Source organism: Flavobacterium sp. N1736 (assembly GCF_025947065.1).
Lineage (GTDB): Bacteria > Bacteroidota > Bacteroidia > Flavobacteriales > Flavobacteriaceae > Flavobacterium.
In genome coordinates this window covers 4749815-4770849 of sequence record NZ_CP109994.1, presented here as the reverse complement: position 1 = coordinate 4770849, position 21035 = coordinate 4749815, and the positions used below count along the sequence as shown (strand labels likewise).

Genomic DNA, 21035 nt, shown 5'->3' with positions numbered 1-21035 from the left:
CAGCGCACAAAATAAAAGACTGTAAATCAGTGACTTTTTGTTTAAAATTTAACAAATGGGAAACAAAAAATTATGATATCGACGGAAAAAACTTATTTTCGCTGATGATTTTAACTTTTAATGCGTAGCTGTAACCCTACAATATTAAAAAAATATAAATTTTAGATTTTAAAGTGTAACATTTAACATAATTGAATGTCTATATTATTTTAAGTATTCTTCATATATAAAATGAAAAAGTTAGTTTTCTTTAGTTTTCTATTATATGCATCTTTCGGTTACAGCCAAAAGAAAACCCTGCAGGCGCAATCAATTTCTCAATCTATTTTGATTGATGGAAAATTAGACGAAGCCGCCTGGGCAAATGCTGCTGTCGCTTCAGATTTTGTAATGTTTGACCCCGATAACGGAAAACCTATTCCGGAAGGAAAAAGATCAGAAATCAAGGTTTTATATAATAATGACGCTATTTATATAGGCGCAACTCTGTATGATGATGAACCTGATAAGATTTTAAAAGAAATTTCGCAACGCGATAATTTTGGAACTGCTGATATTTTTGGCGTTTTCATTAATGGGTTTAACGACGGTCAGCAAAATTTTGAGTTTTTTGTATCTGCCGCAGATGTTCAGGGCGATTGCATTATGACGGATGCTATTGGCGAGGATTATTCCTGGGATGCCGTTTGGATTAGCAAGGCAACATTAAACGATAAAGGCTGGATTGTGGAAATTAAAATTCCTTACGCCGCGTTACGATTTTCTGCAGAAAACAAACAAACGTGGGGAATTAATTTTTTCAGGGAAATTAAAAGAGAACGTAAAAAATATACTTGGAATTTAATTGACACCAAAATTGGCACTTTTACACAGCAAAACGGTAACCTTGAAGGTATTGAAAACATAAAACCTCCTACCCGATTGTTTTTTATGCCGTATGCTTCTTATTATTTAAACGCCGGCGATGGTCAAAAAACGTACGGAACAATTAAGGGCGGAATGGATATTAAATACGGAATTAATGATGCTTTTACGCTAGACGCTATTTTAATTCCTGATTTTGGTCAGACAAAATACGACGATCAAATCCTGAATTTAGGTCCGTTTGAACAGCAATTTAACGAAAACAGAGCTTTTTTTACCGAAGGAACTGATTTGTTCAATAAAGGAAATATGTTTTATTCGAGAAGAATTGGAGGAAAACCTTCTATTGATCCGGATTTGAATGACAATGAAGAAATAATCGACAATGTTCAGAATGTTAATCTTATAAACGCTTTAAAAGTTTCGGGAAGAACTAAAAACGGATTAGGAATTGGGATTTTAAATGCGGTTACCGAAAAAACGTTTGCCACAATAAAAGATACAATTACCGGAGCAACCAGACGCGAGATTGTAGAACCTTTGACAAATTATAATGTTTTGGTCTTAGATCAGCGCTTCCGCAAAAATTCATCGGTAACTTTAATTAATACAAATGTTTCCCGAAACGGACATTACCGCGACGCCAATGTAACCGGTTTAGCCTGGGATTTGAACACAAAAGCAAATACCTATAATTTATCCGGAAATGTAAAATATAGTTTAATTAATGCCGAAGAAGACAAGAACGGTATTTATTCGACTATTGGCTTTGCCGAAACAAGCGGGAATTACCGCTACAGTTTTGGTTCAGATTTTGTTTCTAAAGGTTTTGACCCGAATGATTTAGGAATTAATTTCTATACCAATTATTATAATTTTTACGGGAATGCGAATTACAGAATTCTAAACCCGACAAAGCTTTTTAATAGTTTTAAGATCAATTATAATATGTATACGGAATTCAACAAAGAATCCGGAAAAATACAGGATAACAGTATCAATGCAAATGTAAACCTGACGACTGTAAAAAATAATTATTACGGAACAGGAATTACGTTTTATCCTTTAGAATCATATGATTATTATGAGCCAAGAGCCGAAAACAGATATGTAGCGCTTCCGCGAAGAATAGAATGGTGGGGCAGTATTTCAACCAATTACAATCATAAATTTGCTTTAGATTTAAATCCGTCCTTATTGTTTTTTGATGAATCAGGAAGAATAAACTACGGCTGTGATATTGGACCAAGATATCGTTTTAATGATAAACTTTTGTTGACTTATACTTTTAGTTATTTTAGAAAAAACAACAATAAAGGTTATATAGACAGTACTGACGACGACAATAATGAAAGTACGCCTGAAACTATTGTTTTTGCAAATAGAAATGTCATTACGTATGCCAATACATTAGGAGGTAAATATGCCATAAACAGCGCAATGACACTTAATTTAGCCATTCGTCAATATTGGTCGTATGCAGAAAATAAAGATATTCTCGAGCTTGAACAAGACGGAACTTTATCTCCATATCCTCAATATACCGAAAACAAAAACTCAAGTTTTTATTCCTGGAACGCAGATTTATCCTATTCATGGTGGTTTGCACCGGGAAGTCAGGTTTCTATTTTATACCGAAATAGTGCGGCTAATTTTGAACGTACGATTGACAAAGAATTCAAATCTAATGTTGCTGAATTGCTAAATAATACGGCACTAAAACATGTTTTTTCAGTAAGCGTAAAATACTTTATTGACTATAATGCTGTCAAAAATAAGATTAGAAAGCGCGCGTAGTGTGAATTAATTTTAAAAAATAAAGACATATATAATTAAATTAATATTTTTCAAGACAATTCATTTTATTAAATATAAATTGTGGCATTGCTTTCTTACGCATTTTATAAATGGTTTATCTTTGTAGAAAACTAAAAATGATGAACAAAAAAGTTATCCTTATGATTTTAGATGGTTGGGGAAAATCTCCTGACCCTAAAGTATCTGCAATAGACAATGCACATGTTCCTTTTATAAACAGTCTCTACCAAAATTACCCAAGCGCACAACTTAGAACTGATGGTTTAAACGTAGGTTTACCTGAAGGACAAATGGGAAACAGCGAAGTGGGTCATATGAATCTTGGTGCCGGAAGAATTGTGTATCAGGATTTAGCCAAAATAAATCTGGCAGTAGCACACAAAACCCTTGCAAAAGAGCAAGTACTTATTGATGCTTTTACTTATGCCAAAGAAAATAACAAAAAAGTACACTTTTTAGGATTAGTTTCTGATGGAGGTGTTCACTCTCATACTTCTCATTTACGCGGATTAATCGATGCTTCTCAGGAATATGGTCTGGAAAATGTTTTTATTCACGCTTTTACAGATGGTCGTGATGTTGACCCGAAATCCGGAGCAAAATACATTCACGATTTAGATGAATATATTAAAGAAACTCCCGTAAAAATTGCTTCGATTATTGGTCGTTATTATGCAATGGATCGTGACAAACGCTGGGAACGCGTAAAACTTGCGTATGATTTATTGGTAAATGCAAAAGGAACTCCGTCTCAAAATGCAGTTGCGAGTGTTCTTGACAGTTATGCCAATCAGGTTACAGACGAATTTATCGAGCCAATTGTAATGGTTGATGAAAACGAAAATCCATTGGCTACAATTATTGAAGGCGATGTTGTAATTTTCTTTAATTTTAGAACAGACAGAGGTCGTGAACTTACAGAAGCACTTTCGCAGCAGGATTTTCACGAGCAAAACATGCACAAATTAAACCTGTATTATGTTACGCTTACAAACTACGATGAAACGTACCAAAACGTAAAAGTGGTTTATAACAAAGATAATATTACCGAAACTCTTGGTGAAGTTTTAGAAAAAGCCGGCAAAAAACAAATTCGTATTGCCGAAACGGAGAAATATCCACACGTAACGTTCTTCTTTTCCGGTGGTAGAGAAACTCCTTTTGAAGGTGAAACCAGAATTTTAAGAAATTCTCCTAAAGTTGCTACTTACGATTTACAACCCGAAATGAGTGCTTTTGAACTTACAGAAGCTCTTGTTCCTGAATTAAATAAAGGTGAAGTTGATTTTGTGTGTTTAAATTTTGCCAACGGCGATATGGTTGGACATACAGGAATCATGAGCGCTGCAATTTTAGCCTGTGAAGCTGTTGATAAATGTGTTAAACAGGTTGTCGAAGCCGCTCTTGCAAACGATTATACTACAATTGTAATTGCCGATCACGGAAATTGTGAAACCATGATTAATCCTGACGGAAGCCCAAATACCGCACACACAACAAACCCGGTGCCGATTATTTTGGTTGACAAACAATTAAAAAACATAAACGATGGTGTTTTAGGCGACATCGCCCCTACTATTTTAGAATTAATGGGCGTTCAGCAACCGGCAGCAATGACTTGTCATTCGCTGTTGTAGAAATTCATTTTTCACCATATAAATTGTAAAGACGCACTTCTGTGCGTCTTTTTTTGTTTCATTGTTAAACAACAAAATAATGATACGTCCATTCGGCGCAATAAATTATAATCCCGATAAGTCCGCCAACCAAAGTTCCGTTGATTCTGATGTATTGAAGATCTTTACCAATTTCCAGTTCTAATTTTTCAGAAACTTCTTTTCCGTCCCAGCTTTTTACGGTTGACGAAATCAAATCGCCAATTACTTTTTTATTATTTAAAAGCACTGATAATAAGTCATTTTTGATAAAATTATTGATTTTGTCGATCATTACAGCGTCTTCTTGTATTCCGTTTCCAAAACCCTGAATTAAACCAGCAATATTTTTTTTGATAGACGATTCATCCCCTTTTTTCAAATCGCTAGAAATCGACAATTTTATTTCATCCCAAATTCCGTTTACATAATCCTGAACCTCTTTTTTACCGGCAAAACCCAGAATAAGATTGTTTATTTTGATTCTCATTTCTTCTGAGTTTTTGACTTCATCCAGAAAATTATAAACGTATTCGTCAATTTTAATTCTCACGGCACTTTCAGGATTTTTGGCTTCATCTAAAAACTCCGCCAATCCATTAAAAATACCTTCTGAGATACTTTTATCGGCTAAGCCAAAACTCAAAAAAGGCGTTGATTCTTTTACTTTTTTCCGAATCAGTTCTTTATTATTAGCCAATTCTGTACTCATAACTCCCAAAAGATTCGTCAATAATTCATCTTTGACATTTCCTTTCTGCAAAGGTTCTAATGCCAAAGCAACCCAATCTCCAAAATTAATTCCTTCGAGTTTTTCCTTAAACTGAACCTGAATAAATCGTTTTATATCTTCGTCTTTTATGGTTTTTAAAACACCCGGAATAATATTTACAGCAACCAGATTGGCAATTTTATTGGCATTTTCTTCCTGCGAAAGCCAATCTGAAGCTTTTGTAGCAAAGTTGAATTCTTCAATTTTAATTTCCAGCTTTTCACGATTCAGAAATTCTTCTGAAACAAAACTTCCCAAATTTTCTCCAATCTCATTTTTCTTGGTCGGAATAATTGCTGTATGCCAAATCGGGATTCCCATCGGATGGCGAAATAAAGCGACAACTGCAAACCAATCTGCAATTCCGCCCACCATTGCCGCTTCGCTAAAAGCCTGCAGCATCGGAATTTTAAAATAAATAGCAATTATAAATAAAAGGACCGCAAAACCTAAAAGTGCCAAAGCATTTCCTTTCATTTTTCGTAAAGCTTTTTCTTTGGATATATTTTCCTGAACTATTGGAGTTTTCATGATTGTAAACGTTTTTACTACTAATTTACGTTTTTTCTGTCAAAAAGAAACTTTAATCTTATTGAAGTTTGCCACGAATTCACGAATTTTTATAAACTATATATTAATTGCCAAATAAATAATTTGTATTCATTCGTGACTCGAGCGATAGCAAACAGGCGAAGCAAATCGTGGTGAAAAAAAACCAATTCATCACGGAAAATTTTAGCCTGAAATTTATATTAAAAATTGTACTTTTGCGAACTGAAAATCTGAAAAATATGATTATCCAAAAAACAAGAGAGGAAATTGAATTAATGCGCGAAAGTGCTTTGATCGTATCTAAAACATTAGGAATGATTGCTTCTGAAATTAAAGAAGGAGTTACTACATTATATCTTGACAAATTAGCCGAAGAATTTATTCGCGATCATGGCGCAGTTCCTAGTTTTCTGGGATTGTACGATTTTCCGAATTCACTTTGTATGAGTCCAAATGCACAAGTTGTACACGGGATCCCAAATAATACACCTTTGAAAAACGGAGATGTAATTTCTGTGGATTGTGGTGCTTTTAAAAACGGATATCACGGTGATCACGCTTATAGTTTTGAAATTGGAGAAGTTGCGCCGGAAGTTAAAAAACTTTTGAAAGTAACGAAAGAATCTCTTTATGTTGGAATTAGAGAATTTAAAGCCGGAAATCGTGTTGAAGATGTTGGAAACGCGATTCAAAAATATACCGAAGCTCATGGATACGGAGTTGTTCGTGAACTGGTTGGTCACGGTGTAGGACAAAAAATGCACGAAGAACCAGAAATGCCAAACTACGGAAAACGTGGTCGTGGAAAGCTTTTTGTTGAAGGAATGGTCGTTGCAATTGAGCCAATGATTAATATGGGAACCAGAAACATCAAACAACTTAAAGACGGCTGGACAATCCTTACCGCTGACGGAAAACCAAGTGCACATTTTGAACACGACGTTGCCTTAATTGATGGAAAACCAGAATTATTATCGACTTTTCAATATATCTATAAAGCGTTAGGAATTGAAAGCAATGAAGAAGATGAATTTCGAAAAGTGCCGTTAGTATTATAACACGAATTTCACAAATTAACACGAAATAATATCGTGTACAAATTTCACTGAATAAATGATTGATTGAATAAATGATGAATGAATTATATTTAAGAGAAGAGTCTTATAAAATTATAGGAATCTGTATGGAAGTCCATAAAATTTTAGGAAAAGGACATAGTGAAAAAGTGTATGGTGATGCTTTGGAATATGAGTTTCAAAGAAATGAAATTCCTTATAATCGAGAATTAAAATATAATATTGCTTATTAAGGACATTATATTATCGAGTTATTATTTTGCTGATTTTGTAATTTTCAATGAAATCATTTTAGAATTAAAAGCAATTGCAGCTCTTTCTACTAGCGAAATTAAACAAACATTAAATTATCTGGCTGCATCAAAAAACAAACTAGGTTTACTAGTTAATTTTGGAGAGGACAGCCTAAAATATAAAAGAATAATACTTTAACCCAAATCAAAGGTTCGTGAAATTTCACCACTACGGTAATCCGTGTAAATTTGTGAAATTCGTGTTCAAATCTATTAAACCGTGAAAAAACTTTTCAAATTAGTACTTAACACAATCCCTCGCCCATTATTAATTCGTTTGAGTTATGTGGCGCGTCCGATTTTGGCTTTATCATTAAAAGGAGACAAATTTACTGATCCGATTGACGGAAAAAGCTTTAGATCATTTTTACCTTACGGATACGGAAAACAACGTAATAATGTGCTTTCGCCAAGTACACTTTCGTTAGAAAGACACCGTTTGCTTTGGTTGTATTTAAACGATCAGACAGATTTTTTTACAGCTCCGAAAAAGGTGCTGCATTTTGCTCCGGAACAAGCATTTTACAAATTATTTCGCAAGCAAAAAAACCTTGATTATACTACAACAGATTTATTTTCGCCTTTGGCAGATGTAAAAGCAGACATTTGTAATTTGCCTTTCAAAGACAATGAATATGATGTTATTTTGTGTAATCATGTTTTAGAACATATTCCGGATGATACAAAAGCAATGCAGGAATTATTTCGTGTACTAAAACCAGGCGGAATGGCAGTTTTACAAATTCCACAAGACTTATCGAGAGAAAAAACTTTTGCTGACGATACCATTACAGATCAAAAAGAACGCGCTAAAATCTTTGGTCAATACGATCACGTACGTATTTATGGACGCGATTATTTTGACAAATTAAGAAGCATTGGTTTTATCGTAATCGAAGAAGATTATACGAATAAAATTGCGCCTGAATTGGTAGAAAAATATTGTTTGGCAAAAGGCGAAATTATTCCACTTTGTTTCAAACAAGAAAACTAAACACATATTTTTTACACTATATAAGTGATATAAGTTCATTTAAAAAGTTTTCAAATTATTAATATTTTGAAAACTTTTTAAATTTAGACAGCTTCCCAAATCAATCAAACCACCCCTAATCTTGGAACGTTCAAAATCATTTCAGTTTTGTTTTGACATCAGTTTTGAAAAAAACCTGAATGTTTATATCCCAACAGCCTATATCGTTGAGGATACCGATGAAATCAAGTATTTAAATAAAAAAGCAAGTGCCGATGTGCTTTCAGGTTTTGGAATTGTATTTGAAAATTTAGATTCCAATACAAAAAAAATACTGACAGCCTGCGAATCATTAAAGCCTGACTTTATATTTAAAAAGTTTAGCGCCAAAATTAAATCGGCAAAAACAATTGCTGATTTACAAAAAGATTCCAAAATTGATTTTGCAATTCGTCAGCATTTGCAGCTAAATTTAAGTGCCTTTTACAGTTTAATTGTTGAAGACCAATTTCCGTTATCGATTAATCTGGGCGTTGAAAAAGATTTTTATCATTCCAGAGTTCATACAAATCCGTTGTATTTTGTACCTCAAATTCAATTTGACAAGCATTCTGAAGGAATTACCTATACGTTGTCTCTAAAAGAAAACGAAACTACATTTTTACCCATGAACAGCAGCGTTGACATGCTGTTAGATGAACCGGGCTGGTTAATTATAGATAAAAAATTAGGACAGCTAAAAGATTTGAATGCTAAAAAACTTTCGCCTTTTTTAACCAAAAAATCAATCGAAATACCTTCGAAATTAGTTGATAATTATTTTAAAAATTTCATTCCTGAAATAGCCAAAAAAATAGATATTCAGGCAACTGGTTTTGAAATTGAACTTCGTGATACCATTATTTTCTGCACGATTCAGCCTGTTTATGATTTCTTCAAAAACTGTTATTACCTTAATCTGTTTTTTGATTATAATGGTTATTTATTTGATGCCGGTAAAACTAAAAAAACACATTCGTTTGTTGATTTTAGCATTATCAATGAGCCTAAAATAATTCAGTTTAAACGAAGTGCTGATGAAACTTTATATACAGATAAATTAATTGAAATTGGTTTAATAAAAATCAAAAACGAATTATTCGGATTGAATTCTGATACGGAAGTTAACGATCCTTACATTAATATTCAGTTTATTATTGATCGTAAAGAAGAGCTGGAAAGTTTAGGATTTACGATTCAGAATTTAAAACTGGAAAGCAAAGAAATCATTACACAAAACCATAGTGTTTTGACTTCAAAAGAAACAACAGGAGATTGGTTTGATATCAAAATCATCATTACTATTGACGATTTCAGTATTAATTTCAGCGAAATTATTCCAAACATAAAAAGCAAGGAAAGACTCTTTTTACTGCCTGACGGAAATTATTTTTTGATTCCTTTAGAATGGCTGAGCAAATATAGTTCGCTTGCAAAACTGGCGAAAACAGAAAACGGAAATCTGCTTTTACGCAAAAGTAATTTTGCTGCTTTAGATGCGATTCCGGAAATCAAAAATGATGCTGAACCAATTTACAATGCTGAATATAGTGCTTCTGATTTACTAAAAGCAACTTTAAGACCTTATCAAATTGACGGTGTAAAATGGCTTTTAGGTCACTTTAATTCAAATTTAGGTGCTTGTCTTGCCGATGATATGGGACTTGGTAAGACATTGCAGACTTTAGCTGTTTTGGTTGCTGTTCAGGAACAATTAGGTTTTACAACAAAAACCTCGAATTTTGATTTGTTTCAAAATGAAACTACTGTTGAAAGAGAACCTTTAAAAACGCTGATTGTTTTGCCGTCTTCACTGGTTTTTAACTGGTATAACGAAGCTTCAAAATTTACTCCGCATTTTTCGAAAGTGCAATATGTTGGTAACGACAGAAAGTTATTAGCAAGCAGATTAGAATCATCAGATTTAATTTTTACGAGCTACAGCATTGTTCATCGTGATATTTCAATTTTAGAAAAATGCAATTTCCGCTATTTAATTTTAGACGAAAGTCAATACATTAAAAACAAAAATTCTAAAATTTTTAAAGCGATTAATAAAATAAGTACGGCTCATAAAATCGCTTTAAGCGGAACGCCTATCGAAAATTCACTGGACGATTTATGGTCGCAAATGCAATTTATAAATCCGGATATTTTGGGAAGTTATACTTTTTTTGCAGAGAATTTTAAAATTCCGATTGAGAAAAAGCAGGATGAAAATAGTTTATCTGAATTAAAAAATCTTATTCAGCCTTATATTTTAAGAAGAACCAAAGAACAGGTTTTAAAAGATTTACCGGAATTATCAGAGCAGATTTATTATTGCAATATGGATCCTGAACAGGAAAAACTTTATGAAGAAGAAAAATCAAAAGCTCGTAATTTTTTACTAAAAACTGATGGATCTGGTCCTGATAAAATTAGCATTATCAACACTTTGATGAAGCTAAGACAATTGAGTAATCATCCAAAAATGGTCGATCAGGATTCTGAAATTGATTCCGGAAAATATATTGCAGTCACAAATTATCTTGAAAATTTAGTAAAAGGAAAACAAAAAACGATCATTTTTAGCTCGTTTGTTACCAATTTGAATTTTTATACTTCCTGGTGTAAGGAAAATAAAATAGCTTTTTGTGAAATTACAGGTGAAACTCCTGCTGCAAAAAGAGAACAGCAAGTAAAACTTTTTCAGGAAAAAGAACAACCTTTGTTATTTTTTATTTCGCTTAAAGCGGGCGGCGTTGGTTTAAACATCACCAAGGCTTCGTACGTTTTGTTTTTAGATCCGTGGTGGAATCCTTTTGCAGAAAAACAAGGAGTTGGAAGGGCACATCGAATTGGGCAATTAAATAAAGTAAATGTTATTCGTTTTATTTCTAAAAATACGGTTGAAGAAAAAATAATTAAACTGCAGGAAAATAAAAAGCTTCTGTCTGATTCACTTTTAGAGGAAAGTTATATCAACGACGAAATAGAAGTAAATTTAGATTACATTTTGAGTTCCTAATAAATTGTTCTTAAAACCAATAAAATGTACTATTTTTCGTTGTATAAATTGTTATATTTACAATTTTACAAACGCGCCGGATATAATTTAAACACATAGAAACATAGATTTTATGTGTGAATTAAGAATATAAAAGAGAAATATATTTCTCACACCTAGCCGACTTTGTGCATTTTAAATAAGTGAAACGCCTTTTTTGAAATTACAAAATCTATGTTTCTATGTGTTAAAAAAATTATACGAACGAGTTCATACAACTTAATAAGATGCCAAAATTTTTGTTTCAGAACCTTCTTTTGTTTTTCATTTTTGCTTCGGCGACAGCCCAGGAAGTACAAACCGAAGTTATTCCTGCTTATAATATCAAAACTGTTTCGTTTGTTCAAAACGGAAATAATGTTGTGCCAATATTCGAATTAGGTTCTACATTTGAACTGCAATTTGATGATTTATTTGGCAATGAAGCCAATTATTATTTTGATATTACGCATTGCGATTATAACTGGAAACCAACCGATATTCCGAAAACAGATTTTCTTCGTGGTTTTGACAATCAAAGAATTACAGATTACTCCAATTCTTTTAATACGCTTCAGGTGTATTCTCATTACCGACTTGCTTTTCCGAATCAGTTTACAACCCAATTGCGACTTTCAGGAAATTATATTATAAAAATCCTGAATGAGGATAAAGAAGTCGTTTTTTCCAGAAAATTTATTTTATATGAAGAACAGTCGACTGTTGCGGCTCAGGTAAAAAGAAGCCGTAACCTCAGCAATATCGATTATATGCAAAATCTAGAGTTTACGATACTTTCAAATGATATTGCTTTTCAAACGCCTTTGCAAAATGTGAGAGTCCTTTTATTGCAAAACGGAGATTTTAACACGAGCATTAAAAATATTCCGCCTCAATATACGATTGGTAATCAATTGGTTTATAAATATGGGCAGGAAACGCTTTTTTGGGCTGGAAATGAATTTTTATATTTTGAAAATAAAGACATTCGCGCCGCCAGTAATAATGTGGGAAAAGTGGGTTCTAATAATGATATTTACAATTCTTATTTATACACCAATCTGGCAAGAGGAAATCAAATTTATACCAATTATGAAGATGTAAACGGAAATTTTGTTGTTAAGAATATCAACGGCTCCAACAATGAAATCGAAGCCGATTATGCCTGGGTTTACTTTACGCTTTCTGCTCCTGCTTTCAGGTTAAACAAAGACATTTATATTACCGGAATGTTCAATAATTACAGCCTGTCACCAGAAAACAAAATGGATTATAATACAGATAAAGCGGTGTACGAAAAAGCAATAATGATCAAGCAGGGTTTTACTAATTTTGAGTATAAAGTGGCAGACAAAAAAGGTACTGTTGATTATGAAAATGCGATTGACGGCAACTTCTATCAAACCGAAAATGAATACACAATATTGGTCTATTACAAACAAAGTTCTGATCGATATGAAAGAGTTATTGGAAAAGGAAATGCTAACTCGATCAATATCACCAATTAAAACATTGTTAAAGGATTTCGGCTAAACGATTTTTTTTCGTAAGTTTGCCCGTATAACACTCACATATATACTACGTTAGTATGGTTTCTCAGATTACAAGAGGCATAAAAATTTCTGTTTTAACTAGTTTTGAAGGTACTTACTTCAAGAACTACAAGATTCATTTTGCCTTTAGTTATGTAATTACAATCGAAAATCACAGTAAAGATTCTGTTCAGTTAACATCTCGTCACTGGGATATTTTTGACTCCTTAAACGACATTGAAGTTGTTGACGGTGAAGGTGTTATTGGAAAAAAACCTGTTTTAAAACCAGGCGAAAATCACACGTATAGTTCAGGTTGTTTGCTTTCATCTCCTTACGGAGCAATGAAAGGTCATTTTAATATGATCAATTTTACAACTACAAAAACATTCAAAGTAATTGTTCCTACTTTTAGAATGTGCGCTCCTTTTGCATTAAATTAATTTATTGCAACTTCAATAATTCCTTCTTTTGTAATAGCATAGACTTTGTCATTTTCTGATGGAATTAGATATGAATTCCCCGTAAATTCTCCAAAAGCCGGAAAAATTAATTGATTTGGCTTTAAAAAAAAGCAAGGCAAACTTAAAAATTGTCTTCCCAATCCTTTTAATTTTATGGCAGGATGAATATGTCCGCAAAAATTAAAAAAACCTTCTTTTTCTGTTGGATGATGTGTTAATAGAAAACTGTCTATTTCTAATTCTGTATAAATTTCGATATTTAAATCTGCATAATATTCTTTTGAAATAATATCATGATTGCCTTCAACCAATATTATTTTCTGCGAATATTGTTTGGTCCATTCTACAAATAAATCCCATTCGTTATTGATTTTACTGTGAAACAAATCGCCCAAAAAAACAATTGTCTTTGGATTAAATAAGTCTAAAACGGCTTTTAAGCGTGTAAAATTTTCAAAAATAGCATCGTTTGGAATCGCCATTCCGTGTTTTCTAAAATGCGCTACTTTCCCTAAATGTACATCAGAAATTAAAAGCATTTTTTCTTTCTCCCAAAAAACCGCACCGGATTTATGCAGAATAAAATCCTGATTGTTTATTATTATTTTCATGTCAATTTTTATCCAAAAATCAGTCCAGAAATTATTTCATGTAACTGGCTGTCATTTTTTTAATTCTTTCTTGTAAAGTTTCACTAGATAATTTTTCCCTGAGTCGATCTGTAATTATCGGAAAGCTAAATGGTGTTGGTTTATTGCATCTTTTCCATACAATCGTTTGTCTGTTAATTCTTTCCAGAGCCTGAATTAAACGTCCTTCTTCCAACTGATGTTCAAATGTTTCTATAAAAGCCTGCTGAAGCAATAAATTATCAGGTTCATAATCTCGAAAAACCTCAAAAAGCAATTGAGAACCACTTTGTAAATGTTTGGTTTTAATTGGTTTTCCGGGCATTCCGGTAAAAACCAAACCTGCAATAATGGCAATATCCCTGAATTTTCTTCGCGCCATTTCGGTAGAATTCAAACTTTTCTGTAAATCGTGATGCACATATTCCGAAGATAATAAATCATTATCAAAAACAGCCTGCATATCAATTTCCTGATCCGAAAGAAGTTCAAAACCGTAGTCATTATAAGCCAGAGAAAAAGTGATTGGAGATAATAAACTAATGCGATATGACAAAATACTCGCCAAAGCTTCATGCACAAACCTGCCTTCAAAAGGATAAAAAACGGCATGAAATCCTTCTCTTGTTTTAAATGTTTCTATTAAAAACTCGTTATTATCAGGAACGATACTTTCTTTGCGCTGTCTGTCAAAAATGGGTTTTAAGGCTTTTAACTCCGGTGTTAGATTCTCTGTATTTGCGGCATATAATTCTTCGCGCAACAATTCACTCATTTGTACAGACAGCGCCATTCGTCCGCCCATCCAGCTTACTGTTTTCGACGTTTTTTTAGGATCTGCTTTTCTAACCAATACCTGCATATTTTTAACCCGAAACAATTCCAGTTTTTTTCCTGCAAACGTAAAAACATCTCCGGGTTTCAATTTAGACGCAAACCATTCTTCAATTGTTCCGATAAAACCTCCGCTTAAAAATTTAACATTAAGAGCAGCGTCGCCAATAATAGTCCCAATTTGCATTCTGTGGTGCATTGCAATTAACCGGCTGTTTATTTTAAAACGTCCGTCTTCTTCAACTTCTACTTTTTTGTATTCATCATACGCTTGTAAACTCTGACTTCCGTTGGTGATAAAATTGAGAATCCAATTCCAGTTTTCTTTGGTTATATTTTGATAACAAAATGTTTTCCTGACTTCTTCAAAAATTTCATCGGGAAAAAAACCATCAGAAACCGCCAGTGTATTTAAATATTGCACTAAAACATCCCAACTATTCAAATACGGAATCCGATCTTCTACAATTGTTCTTTCAGCTGCTTTTTTTAGTGCCGATGCTTCAATTAATTCTATAGCGTGAGTGGCGAGAAAATAAATAACACTTTCTTTTCCCGGTTGATGCCCGCTTCGTCCGGCTCTTTGCAAAAATCTTGCGACACCTTTTGGACCGCCAATTTGAATAATGGTTTCAACTGGCGCAAAATCAACTCCCAAATCCAGACTTGATGTACAAACGACAACTTTTAATTCTTCATTTCGAATCGCGTTTTCAACCCATTGCCGGATTTCTCTACTGATACTTCCGTGATGCATCGCCATTTCTCCGGCAAACTCAGGATATTTTTCGAGAATTGCCTGATACCACATTTCGCAGGCTGATCGCACGTTGGTAAAAATCAAAGTCGTTTTGCTTTTGCGGATTATTTTTGCAACCTCATCAATTAAATGCAAACCCATATGACCGCGCCACGGATAACTGTCCATTTTTTCAGGTAAAATCGAAAGCACTTTTATTTTTTTATTGATGTTCGCCTTAATCAAAACAGAGTTTTTATAGGCTTCAGAATCTAATCCTAATAAAACTTGCTGCGCCAATTCAAGATTACCAATTGTCGCCGAAATTCCCCAGATTCGCATTTTAGGTGCCACTGTTTTTAATCGCGATAAAGCCAATTCCATTTGAACACCGCGTTTTGTTCCTAACAATTCATGCCATTCATCGACAATAATGGCAGAACAATTGGCAAAAGTTTTTGCAAATTCTTTTGATGCTAAAAGCAATTGTAAACTTTCGGGAGTTGTTATAAGCAAATCCGGCATTTTTTTACTTTGCTTTGTTCTTTCACTTTGAGAAGTATCGCCGGAACGGATTCCTACGGTCAATGGCAAATCTAAATCCTCGACAATTCTCTCGGCAGCTTGTTTTATTTCTACCGAAAGTGCCCGCAAAGGCGTAATCCAGATTGCTTTTAATCCCGGTTTATGCTTGTTTTTAAAATCAGGATTTTTCTTCATGTAATCCAGAACTATCGGAAACCATAATGCATACGTTTTTCCGCTTCCGGTTGGAGCGTTTAATAAACCATTTTTTCCCTGCAAAAATGCTGTCCAGGTTTGGGTTTGAAACGGAAAAACTTTCCAGCCCTGATCCTGAAACCAATTTTCTGCAATTGTATATAGTTCGTCTCTGTTCATTTTTTTATAAAGTTCAAAGTTGCAAAGTTCAGAGAGACAAAGTTTAGCTGTTTCCAAAAGTTTTTTTCTTTGAAACTCTGTTACTTTGTCCCTTTGAACCTTTTAAGAAATCATGCTTTTTAAGTCTTCAATCGAATTTGCCTCGTCGATTTTTTTGTCATGCCTCCATCTTAAAATTCTTGGAAATCGGGTTGCAATGCCGCTTTTGTGTCTTTTTGAAAGCGCAATTCCTTCAAAGCCAATTTCAAAAACCAATTGTGGCGTTACACTTCGAACGGGACCAAATCGTTCTAATGTGTTTTTCTTTATAAAATCATCCACTTTTCTAAATTCAGCATCGGTTAAACCGGAATAGGCTTTTGCGAATGTGACTAATTCTTTTTCGCCGTTGTCATTTGTCTGCCAAAGTGCAAAAGTATAATCGGTAAATAAATTTGATCTTCGTCCGTGACCTCGCATGGCGTAGGTTAAAACGGCATCAATTACCAAAGGTTCAATTTTCCATTTCCACCAATCGCCTTTTTTTCTTCCTACCAAATAGGCAGAATTATTGCGTTTTAACATCAAACCTTCGCTTTTCATTTCGCGGGCACGCATTCTTTCGTTCGTAACATCTTCCCAGGAATGGAGCAATACTCTTTCTGATAATTGAAAATAACGCGTTTTATCTTTTATGGAATCGTATAATTGTTCTAATAATAATCTTCGTTCTGCATACGGCAAATGGCGAATATCCTGACTTTCCCATTCTAAAATATCATATGCTTTTAATATTACGGGAACTTTCTCCAGTAAACTTGCTGAAATGGTTTTGCGCCCAATTCTGGTTTGTAAATCATTAAAAGTTCCAATTTCGCCTTCCGGAAATGCTAAAATTTCGGCATCAATTACGGTTCCATCCGGAATCAAACCAACGAAAGATTTAAACTCCGGATATTTATCGGTTACTAACTCCTCGCCTCTTGACCATACATAAATTTCGTTTTCACGGATAATGGTTTGCGACCGAATTCCATCCCATTTATGTTCTATCGACCAATCTTCGGGATTTCCTAAACTATCAACTTCACCTTCAATTGGATACGCCAAATAAAACGGATATGGTTTTGATAGATAATCGCTGTTTTTTTCGTCCAGAATCAATTCCTGAAAAGTGATTGTATTTGGATCCCAATTTCCCATTAATTTATACGCCAAAGCATCTTCATCAACATCTTCGGCTTTAGAAAGTGCTCTGGTCATTAATTTTTGGCTTACGCCGATTCTAAAACTTCCGGTAATTAATTTGGTAAAAACAAACCGTTCGTAATAATTTAATGCCAGCCAGTTTTGCTGTAAATATTCTTTTTTATCAGGATCTGATTTCTTTTTTAAGGCGATAATTTCCTGTAGATATTCAGTTAAACTCTTATCTGAATGTTCTTTTGTGGTTGGGATTATCAAGGCGATTGTTTCGGCCAAATCGCCCACGATATGGTAACTTTCTTCAAAAAGCCATAACGGAATATTTGCCAGTTCATTTGCCCAATTACGCAACAAAGTAGTATTTACAGGTCTTGGCGGACGTCGATGTGAAAGTATCGCGATTGTCCAGACTTTATCTTCCGGCGATGCATTTTTAAAATACATTGTTAACGCGTCGACTTTTACATTCGTTTTGTTCGAACTGTCAAGAACTTTTATAAGTTGGGCGAAATTCTTCATTGTTTACACTTCTTTCTCTGTTTCAACTTCCTTTTCCATTTCTGAAGTTTCACCTTCGTATTGCGTTTTTTCGGTTCTGGCATCATAACCCAATTCTCTTAAATATTTAGAGAAAATATCGGTATAACCGTGTGTGCAGATTACTTTTTCTGCTCCTGTCGCTTTAATACTGTCTAATAGAGAATACCAATCGCAATGATCGCTTAAAACAAAACCTTTATCAATGGCGCGTCTGCGTCTTGCTCCGCGAAAAGCCATCCAGCCACTTGCAGAACCGGTAACAAATGGCGTCATTTTTCTGATCCATGTACTTCCGTGCGCGCTTGGCGGTGCGAGAACAATATTTCCTAATAAATCTTCTTTTTTGGTTTCGTAAGTCACCAATTTTGTTGGCGGAAGATCAATTAACGGACGAACCACATTGGTCATATTTTCGATGGCGCCGTGTGTATAAATCGTTCCCAGATCTGTATCTAAGTATTTTAAAAGCCGTTGTGCTTTTCCTAAAGAATAACCAAACAAAATTGAAGTTTTTCCTTCTGCCTTATTCTCTGCCCACCAATTATTGATTTCTGTAATTACCTCAGCTTGTGGAGTCCAATTAAAAGCCGGTAATCCAAAAGTACATTCGGTTATAAAAGTATGGCATTTTACTACTTCATACGGAACCGAAATACCGTCGTCTTCTGTTTTATAATCGCCGGTAAAAACCCAGACTTCTCCTTTGTGTTCTACCCTAATTTGAGCACTTCCAATAATATGTCCGGCGGGATGAAACGAGAATTTTACATTGTTGATTACAAAGGTTTCGTTCCAGTCTTTTCCCGTTACGTTTATGTCTCCTAAACGATGACGGATAATGGGAATATTGGTATGATGTGTAATATAATTTTGGTGTCCCCAACGTGCATGATCAGAATGTCCATGTGTAATAATAGCATTTTTTACAGGCTGCCACGGATCGAGATAAACATCGGCCTGCTGGCAGTAAATTCCTTTATCGTTAAAAGCTAAAAGGGGGATTTTCATATCGTTATCTTTTTAAATAAAAATAAAACTTATTGGTACATTTTATCAAATTTAATTATTAATCATCTGACCTTCTTTACAATTTAGTTGGATTAGTTTATTTAATTACAACTTTTAATATTGTGTTATGATATAATCAAAATATCATTTGTACTTTTGTAAAAAATTAAATAATTCGTAATTTTAAATACTTTCAACCCATGTTAAAAGGATTCTTTCATGTACCAAAAGCGGTAAACGAACCAGTAAAAGGTTACGCGCCGAACTCACCAGAAAAAGCAGCTGTTCAGGCAGCATACACTTCAATGTGGAACTCTAAAATCGATGTTCCATTATACATTGGTAGTGAAGAAATCAAAACTGGAAATACAAAAACTATCTCAGCACCTCACGATCACAAACATATCGTAGGAACGTATCATTTAGCTGAAAAACAACATATCGAAAAAGCAATTGCCAATGCGCTTGAATCAAGAAAAGCATGGGCAAATATGGCATGGGAACAACGTGCTGCTATTTTCTTAAAAGCTGCTGAACTTATCGCAGGTCCTTACAGAGCCCGTATTAACGCAGCTACAATGATTGGACAATCTAAAAATATTCATCAGGCAGAAATTGATGCTTCTTGTGAATTGATCGACTTTTTACGTTACAACGTAGAATTTATGACTCAAATTTACAACGATCAGCCAAAATCTGATTCTACAGTTTGGAATCGTTTAGAGTACAGACCTCTTGAAGGTTTTGTGTACGCAATTACTCCTTTTAACTTTACTGCTATTGCTGCAAATCTTCCTGCAAGTGCTGCAATGATGGGAAATGTTGTGATTTGGAAACCAAGTGACAGCCAGGTATTTTCTGCAAAAATTATTATTGATGTTTTCAAAGAAGCCGGTGTTCCTGACGGTGTTATAAACGTTGTTTTTGGAGATGCTTTAATGATTACTGATACCATTTTAGCTAGCCGTGATTTTGCCGGAGTTCACTTTACAGGTTCTACTCATGTATTTAAAGATATATGGGCTAAAATTGGTGCAAACATTAACAACTATAAAACATACCCAAGAATTGTTGGTGAAACTGGTGGTAAAGATTTTATCATTGCACACCCAAGCGCTAATGTAAAACAAGTTGCAACTGGTATTACTCGTGGTGCATTCGAATTTCAAGGGCAAAAATGTTCTGCAGCTTCAAGAGCTTATATTCCGCAAAGTTTATGGCCAGCTGTAAAAGAACAATTAATTGCTGATGCAAAATCTATGAAAATGGGTTCTCCGGAAGATTTCGGAAACTTCATTACAGCGGTTATCCACGAAGGTTCTTTTGATAAATTAGCCAGTTATATTGATCAGGCTAAAAAAGATGCTGATGCTGAAGTTATCATTGGTGGAAACTATGATAAATCTGTAGGATACTTTATTGAGCCAACAGTTATTGTAACTACAAACCCAAAATATACTACAATGGAAACCGAATTATTCGGACCAGTTATTACGATTTATGTTTATGAAGATGCAAAATGGGAAGAAACTTTAGAATTAGTTGATACTACTTCTGAGTATGCTTTAACAGGAGCTGTATTTAGCCAGGATCGTTATGCTATTGAAGTAGCAACTACGAAATTGCAAAATGCTGCAGGTAACTTCTACATCAACGATAAACCAACAGGAGCTGTTGTAGGAATGCAGCCATTTGGTGGAGCAAGAGCATCAGGAACTAACGATAAAGCAGGTTCTGCATTGAATTTATTGCGTTGGGCTTCTCCTAGAACTATTAAAGAAACTTTTGTAACTCCGGAAGATTACAGATACCCGTTTTTAGGTTAATTTTTATTTCAGGTTTCAAGTTAGAAACTTTGTCAATTATATAAATCCGCAAATTTCAAATTGAAATTTGCGGATTTACTTTTTTTATTATAAACGTCTCATTTTTAAATAATTGTAAAATTTGTAGTATTTTTCTTATTTACTTAATAATCAACTACTTACCTATTTAAAAAACCTTAATTTATCATTCTAAAAACTTCTTGTATGACATTGGAAATAAGCTAAAACATAATTTTGTTAAAGATCTAGATCAAAGAAAAAGAGTGCAAACTGTTTTTACCGATTTAAAGAAACATGACAATAAAACC

The 21035-nt window shown here is 33.9% G+C and carries 15 protein-coding genes; 10 read left to right on the top strand and 5 right to left on the bottom strand.

What is annotated here, in order from left to right:
* The first annotated feature begins 231 nt into the window (after positions 1-231).
* Both OLM54_RS20220 and gpmI read left to right on the top strand, forming a co-directional pair.
* Entirely contained in the window at positions 232-2661 is a 2430-nt protein-coding gene (locus OLM54_RS20220; protein WP_264536339.1) for a carbohydrate binding family 9 domain-containing protein, read from the top strand.
* A gap of 140 nt (positions 2662-2801) precedes the next feature.
* The gene (gene gpmI / locus OLM54_RS20215) at positions 2802-4319 is read left to right on the top strand and encodes a 2,3-bisphosphoglycerate-independent phosphoglycerate mutase (protein ID WP_264538589.1); all 1518 of its coding nucleotides are present in this window, start codon (positions 2802-2804) and stop codon (positions 4317-4319) included.
* A 64-nt stretch (positions 4320-4383) separates the two neighbouring features.
* Here gpmI and OLM54_RS20210 read toward each other — a convergent pair whose 3' ends face one another.
* Positions 4384-5640: a DUF445 domain-containing protein gene (locus tag OLM54_RS20210; protein WP_264536338.1), complete on the bottom strand. Its 1257-nt coding sequence runs from the start codon at positions 5638-5640 to the stop codon at positions 4384-4386.
* A gap of 260 nt (positions 5641-5900) precedes the next feature.
* Here OLM54_RS20210 and map point away from each other — a divergent pair, with 260 nt between their 5' ends.
* From map to apaG, 7 genes are all read left to right on the top strand, one after another.
* Positions 5901-6719 (top strand): type I methionyl aminopeptidase, encoded by an 819-nt coding sequence (gene map, locus OLM54_RS20205; RefSeq protein ID WP_264536337.1) that lies wholly within the window; start codon positions 5901-5903, stop codon positions 6717-6719.
* 125 nt (positions 6720-6844) lie between these two features.
* Entirely contained in the window at positions 6845-6970 is a 126-nt protein-coding gene (locus OLM54_RS21665) for a GxxExxY protein (RefSeq protein ID WP_319802293.1), read from the top strand.
* Positions 6960-7169 carry a GxxExxY protein gene (locus OLM54_RS21660; RefSeq protein WP_319802292.1) on the top strand — a complete coding sequence of 70 codons (210 nt, stop codon included), beginning with the start codon at positions 6960-6962 and terminating at the stop codon, positions 7167-7169. Before OLM54_RS21665 ends, OLM54_RS21660 begins: the two co-directional genes overlap by 11 nt.
* A gap of 81 nt (positions 7170-7250) precedes the next feature.
* Complete coding sequence (locus OLM54_RS20195) at positions 7251-8024, top strand: class I SAM-dependent methyltransferase (protein WP_264536336.1); 774 nt, start codon at positions 7251-7253, stop codon at positions 8022-8024.
* A 121-nt stretch (positions 8025-8145) separates the two neighbouring features.
* Positions 8146-11052, top strand: a complete 2907-nt coding sequence (locus OLM54_RS20190; RefSeq protein ID WP_264536335.1) for a DEAD/DEAH box helicase — start codon at positions 8146-8148, stop codon at positions 11050-11052.
* 266 nt (positions 11053-11318) lie between these two features.
* Positions 11319-12578 carry a DUF5103 domain-containing protein gene (locus OLM54_RS20185; protein WP_264536334.1) on the top strand — a complete coding sequence of 420 codons (1260 nt, stop codon included), beginning with the start codon at positions 11319-11321 and terminating at the stop codon, positions 12576-12578.
* An 80-nt stretch (positions 12579-12658) separates the two neighbouring features.
* Positions 12659-13045, top strand: a complete 387-nt coding sequence (apaG, locus tag OLM54_RS20180; RefSeq protein ID WP_264536333.1) for a Co2+/Mg2+ efflux protein ApaG — start codon at positions 12659-12661, stop codon at positions 13043-13045.
* On the opposite strand, the gene pdeM is transcribed toward apaG, so the two are convergent.
* The 4 genes from pdeM to OLM54_RS20160 form a co-directional block, all read right to left on the bottom strand.
* Positions 13042-13677 carry a ligase-associated DNA damage response endonuclease PdeM gene (gene pdeM, locus OLM54_RS20175; RefSeq protein ID WP_264536332.1) on the bottom strand — a complete coding sequence of 212 codons (636 nt, stop codon included), beginning with the start codon at positions 13675-13677 and terminating at the stop codon, positions 13042-13044. The genes apaG and pdeM overlap by 4 nt on opposite strands.
* A 31-nt stretch (positions 13678-13708) precedes the next feature.
* Positions 13709-16168 carry a ligase-associated DNA damage response DEXH box helicase gene (locus OLM54_RS20170; protein WP_264536331.1) on the bottom strand — a complete coding sequence of 820 codons (2460 nt, stop codon included), beginning with the start codon at positions 16166-16168 and terminating at the stop codon, positions 13709-13711.
* A 102-nt stretch (positions 16169-16270) separates the two neighbouring features.
* Positions 16271-17872, bottom strand: a complete 1602-nt coding sequence (locus tag OLM54_RS20165; RefSeq protein ID WP_264536330.1) for an ATP-dependent DNA ligase — start codon at positions 17870-17872, stop codon at positions 16271-16273.
* 3 nt (positions 17873-17875) lie between these two features.
* Entirely contained in the window at positions 17876-18901 is a 1026-nt protein-coding gene (locus OLM54_RS20160) for a ligase-associated DNA damage response exonuclease (protein WP_264536329.1), read from the bottom strand.
* Between the two features lie 200 nt (positions 18902-19101).
* Between OLM54_RS20160 and pruA the strand changes: the two genes are divergently transcribed.
* Positions 19102-20727, top strand: a complete 1626-nt coding sequence (pruA, locus tag OLM54_RS20155; RefSeq protein ID WP_264536328.1) for an L-glutamate gamma-semialdehyde dehydrogenase — start codon at positions 19102-19104, stop codon at positions 20725-20727.
* Positions 20728-21035: the final 308 nt, after the last annotated feature.

Coding starts and splice junctions, on each gene's coding strand:
- OLM54_RS20220 (WP_264536339.1), top strand. CDS start 232: ATGAAAAAGTTAGTTTTCTTTAGTTTTCTATTATATGCATCTTTCGGT.
- OLM54_RS21665 (WP_319802293.1), top strand. CDS start 6,845: ATGGAAGTCCATAAAATTTTAGGAAAAGGACATAGTGAAAAAGTGTAT.
- OLM54_RS20210 (WP_264536338.1), bottom strand. CDS start 5,640: ATGAAAACTCCAATAGTTCAGGAAAATATATCCAAAGAAAAAGCTTTA.
- map (WP_264536337.1), top strand. CDS start 5,901: ATGATTATCCAAAAAACAAGAGAGGAAATTGAATTAATGCGCGAAAGT.
- pruA (WP_264536328.1), top strand. CDS start 19,102: ATGTTAAAAGGATTCTTTCATGTACCAAAAGCGGTAAACGAACCAGTA.
- apaG (WP_264536333.1), top strand. CDS start 12,659: ATGGTTTCTCAGATTACAAGAGGCATAAAAATTTCTGTTTTAACTAGT.
- gpmI (WP_264538589.1), top strand. CDS start 2,802: ATGAACAAAAAAGTTATCCTTATGATTTTAGATGGTTGGGGAAAATCT.
- OLM54_RS20185 (WP_264536334.1), top strand. CDS start 11,319: ATGCCAAAATTTTTGTTTCAGAACCTTCTTTTGTTTTTCATTTTTGCT.
- OLM54_RS20170 (WP_264536331.1), bottom strand. CDS start 16,168: ATGAACAGAGACGAACTATATACAATTGCAGAAAATTGGTTTCAGGAT.
- OLM54_RS20160 (WP_264536329.1), bottom strand. CDS start 18,901: ATGAAAATCCCCCTTTTAGCTTTTAACGATAAAGGAATTTACTGCCAG.
- OLM54_RS20165 (WP_264536330.1), bottom strand. CDS start 17,872: ATGAAGAATTTCGCCCAACTTATAAAAGTTCTTGACAGTTCGAACAAA.
- pdeM (WP_264536332.1), bottom strand. CDS start 13,677: ATGAAAATAATAATAAACAATCAGGATTTTATTCTGCATAAATCCGGT.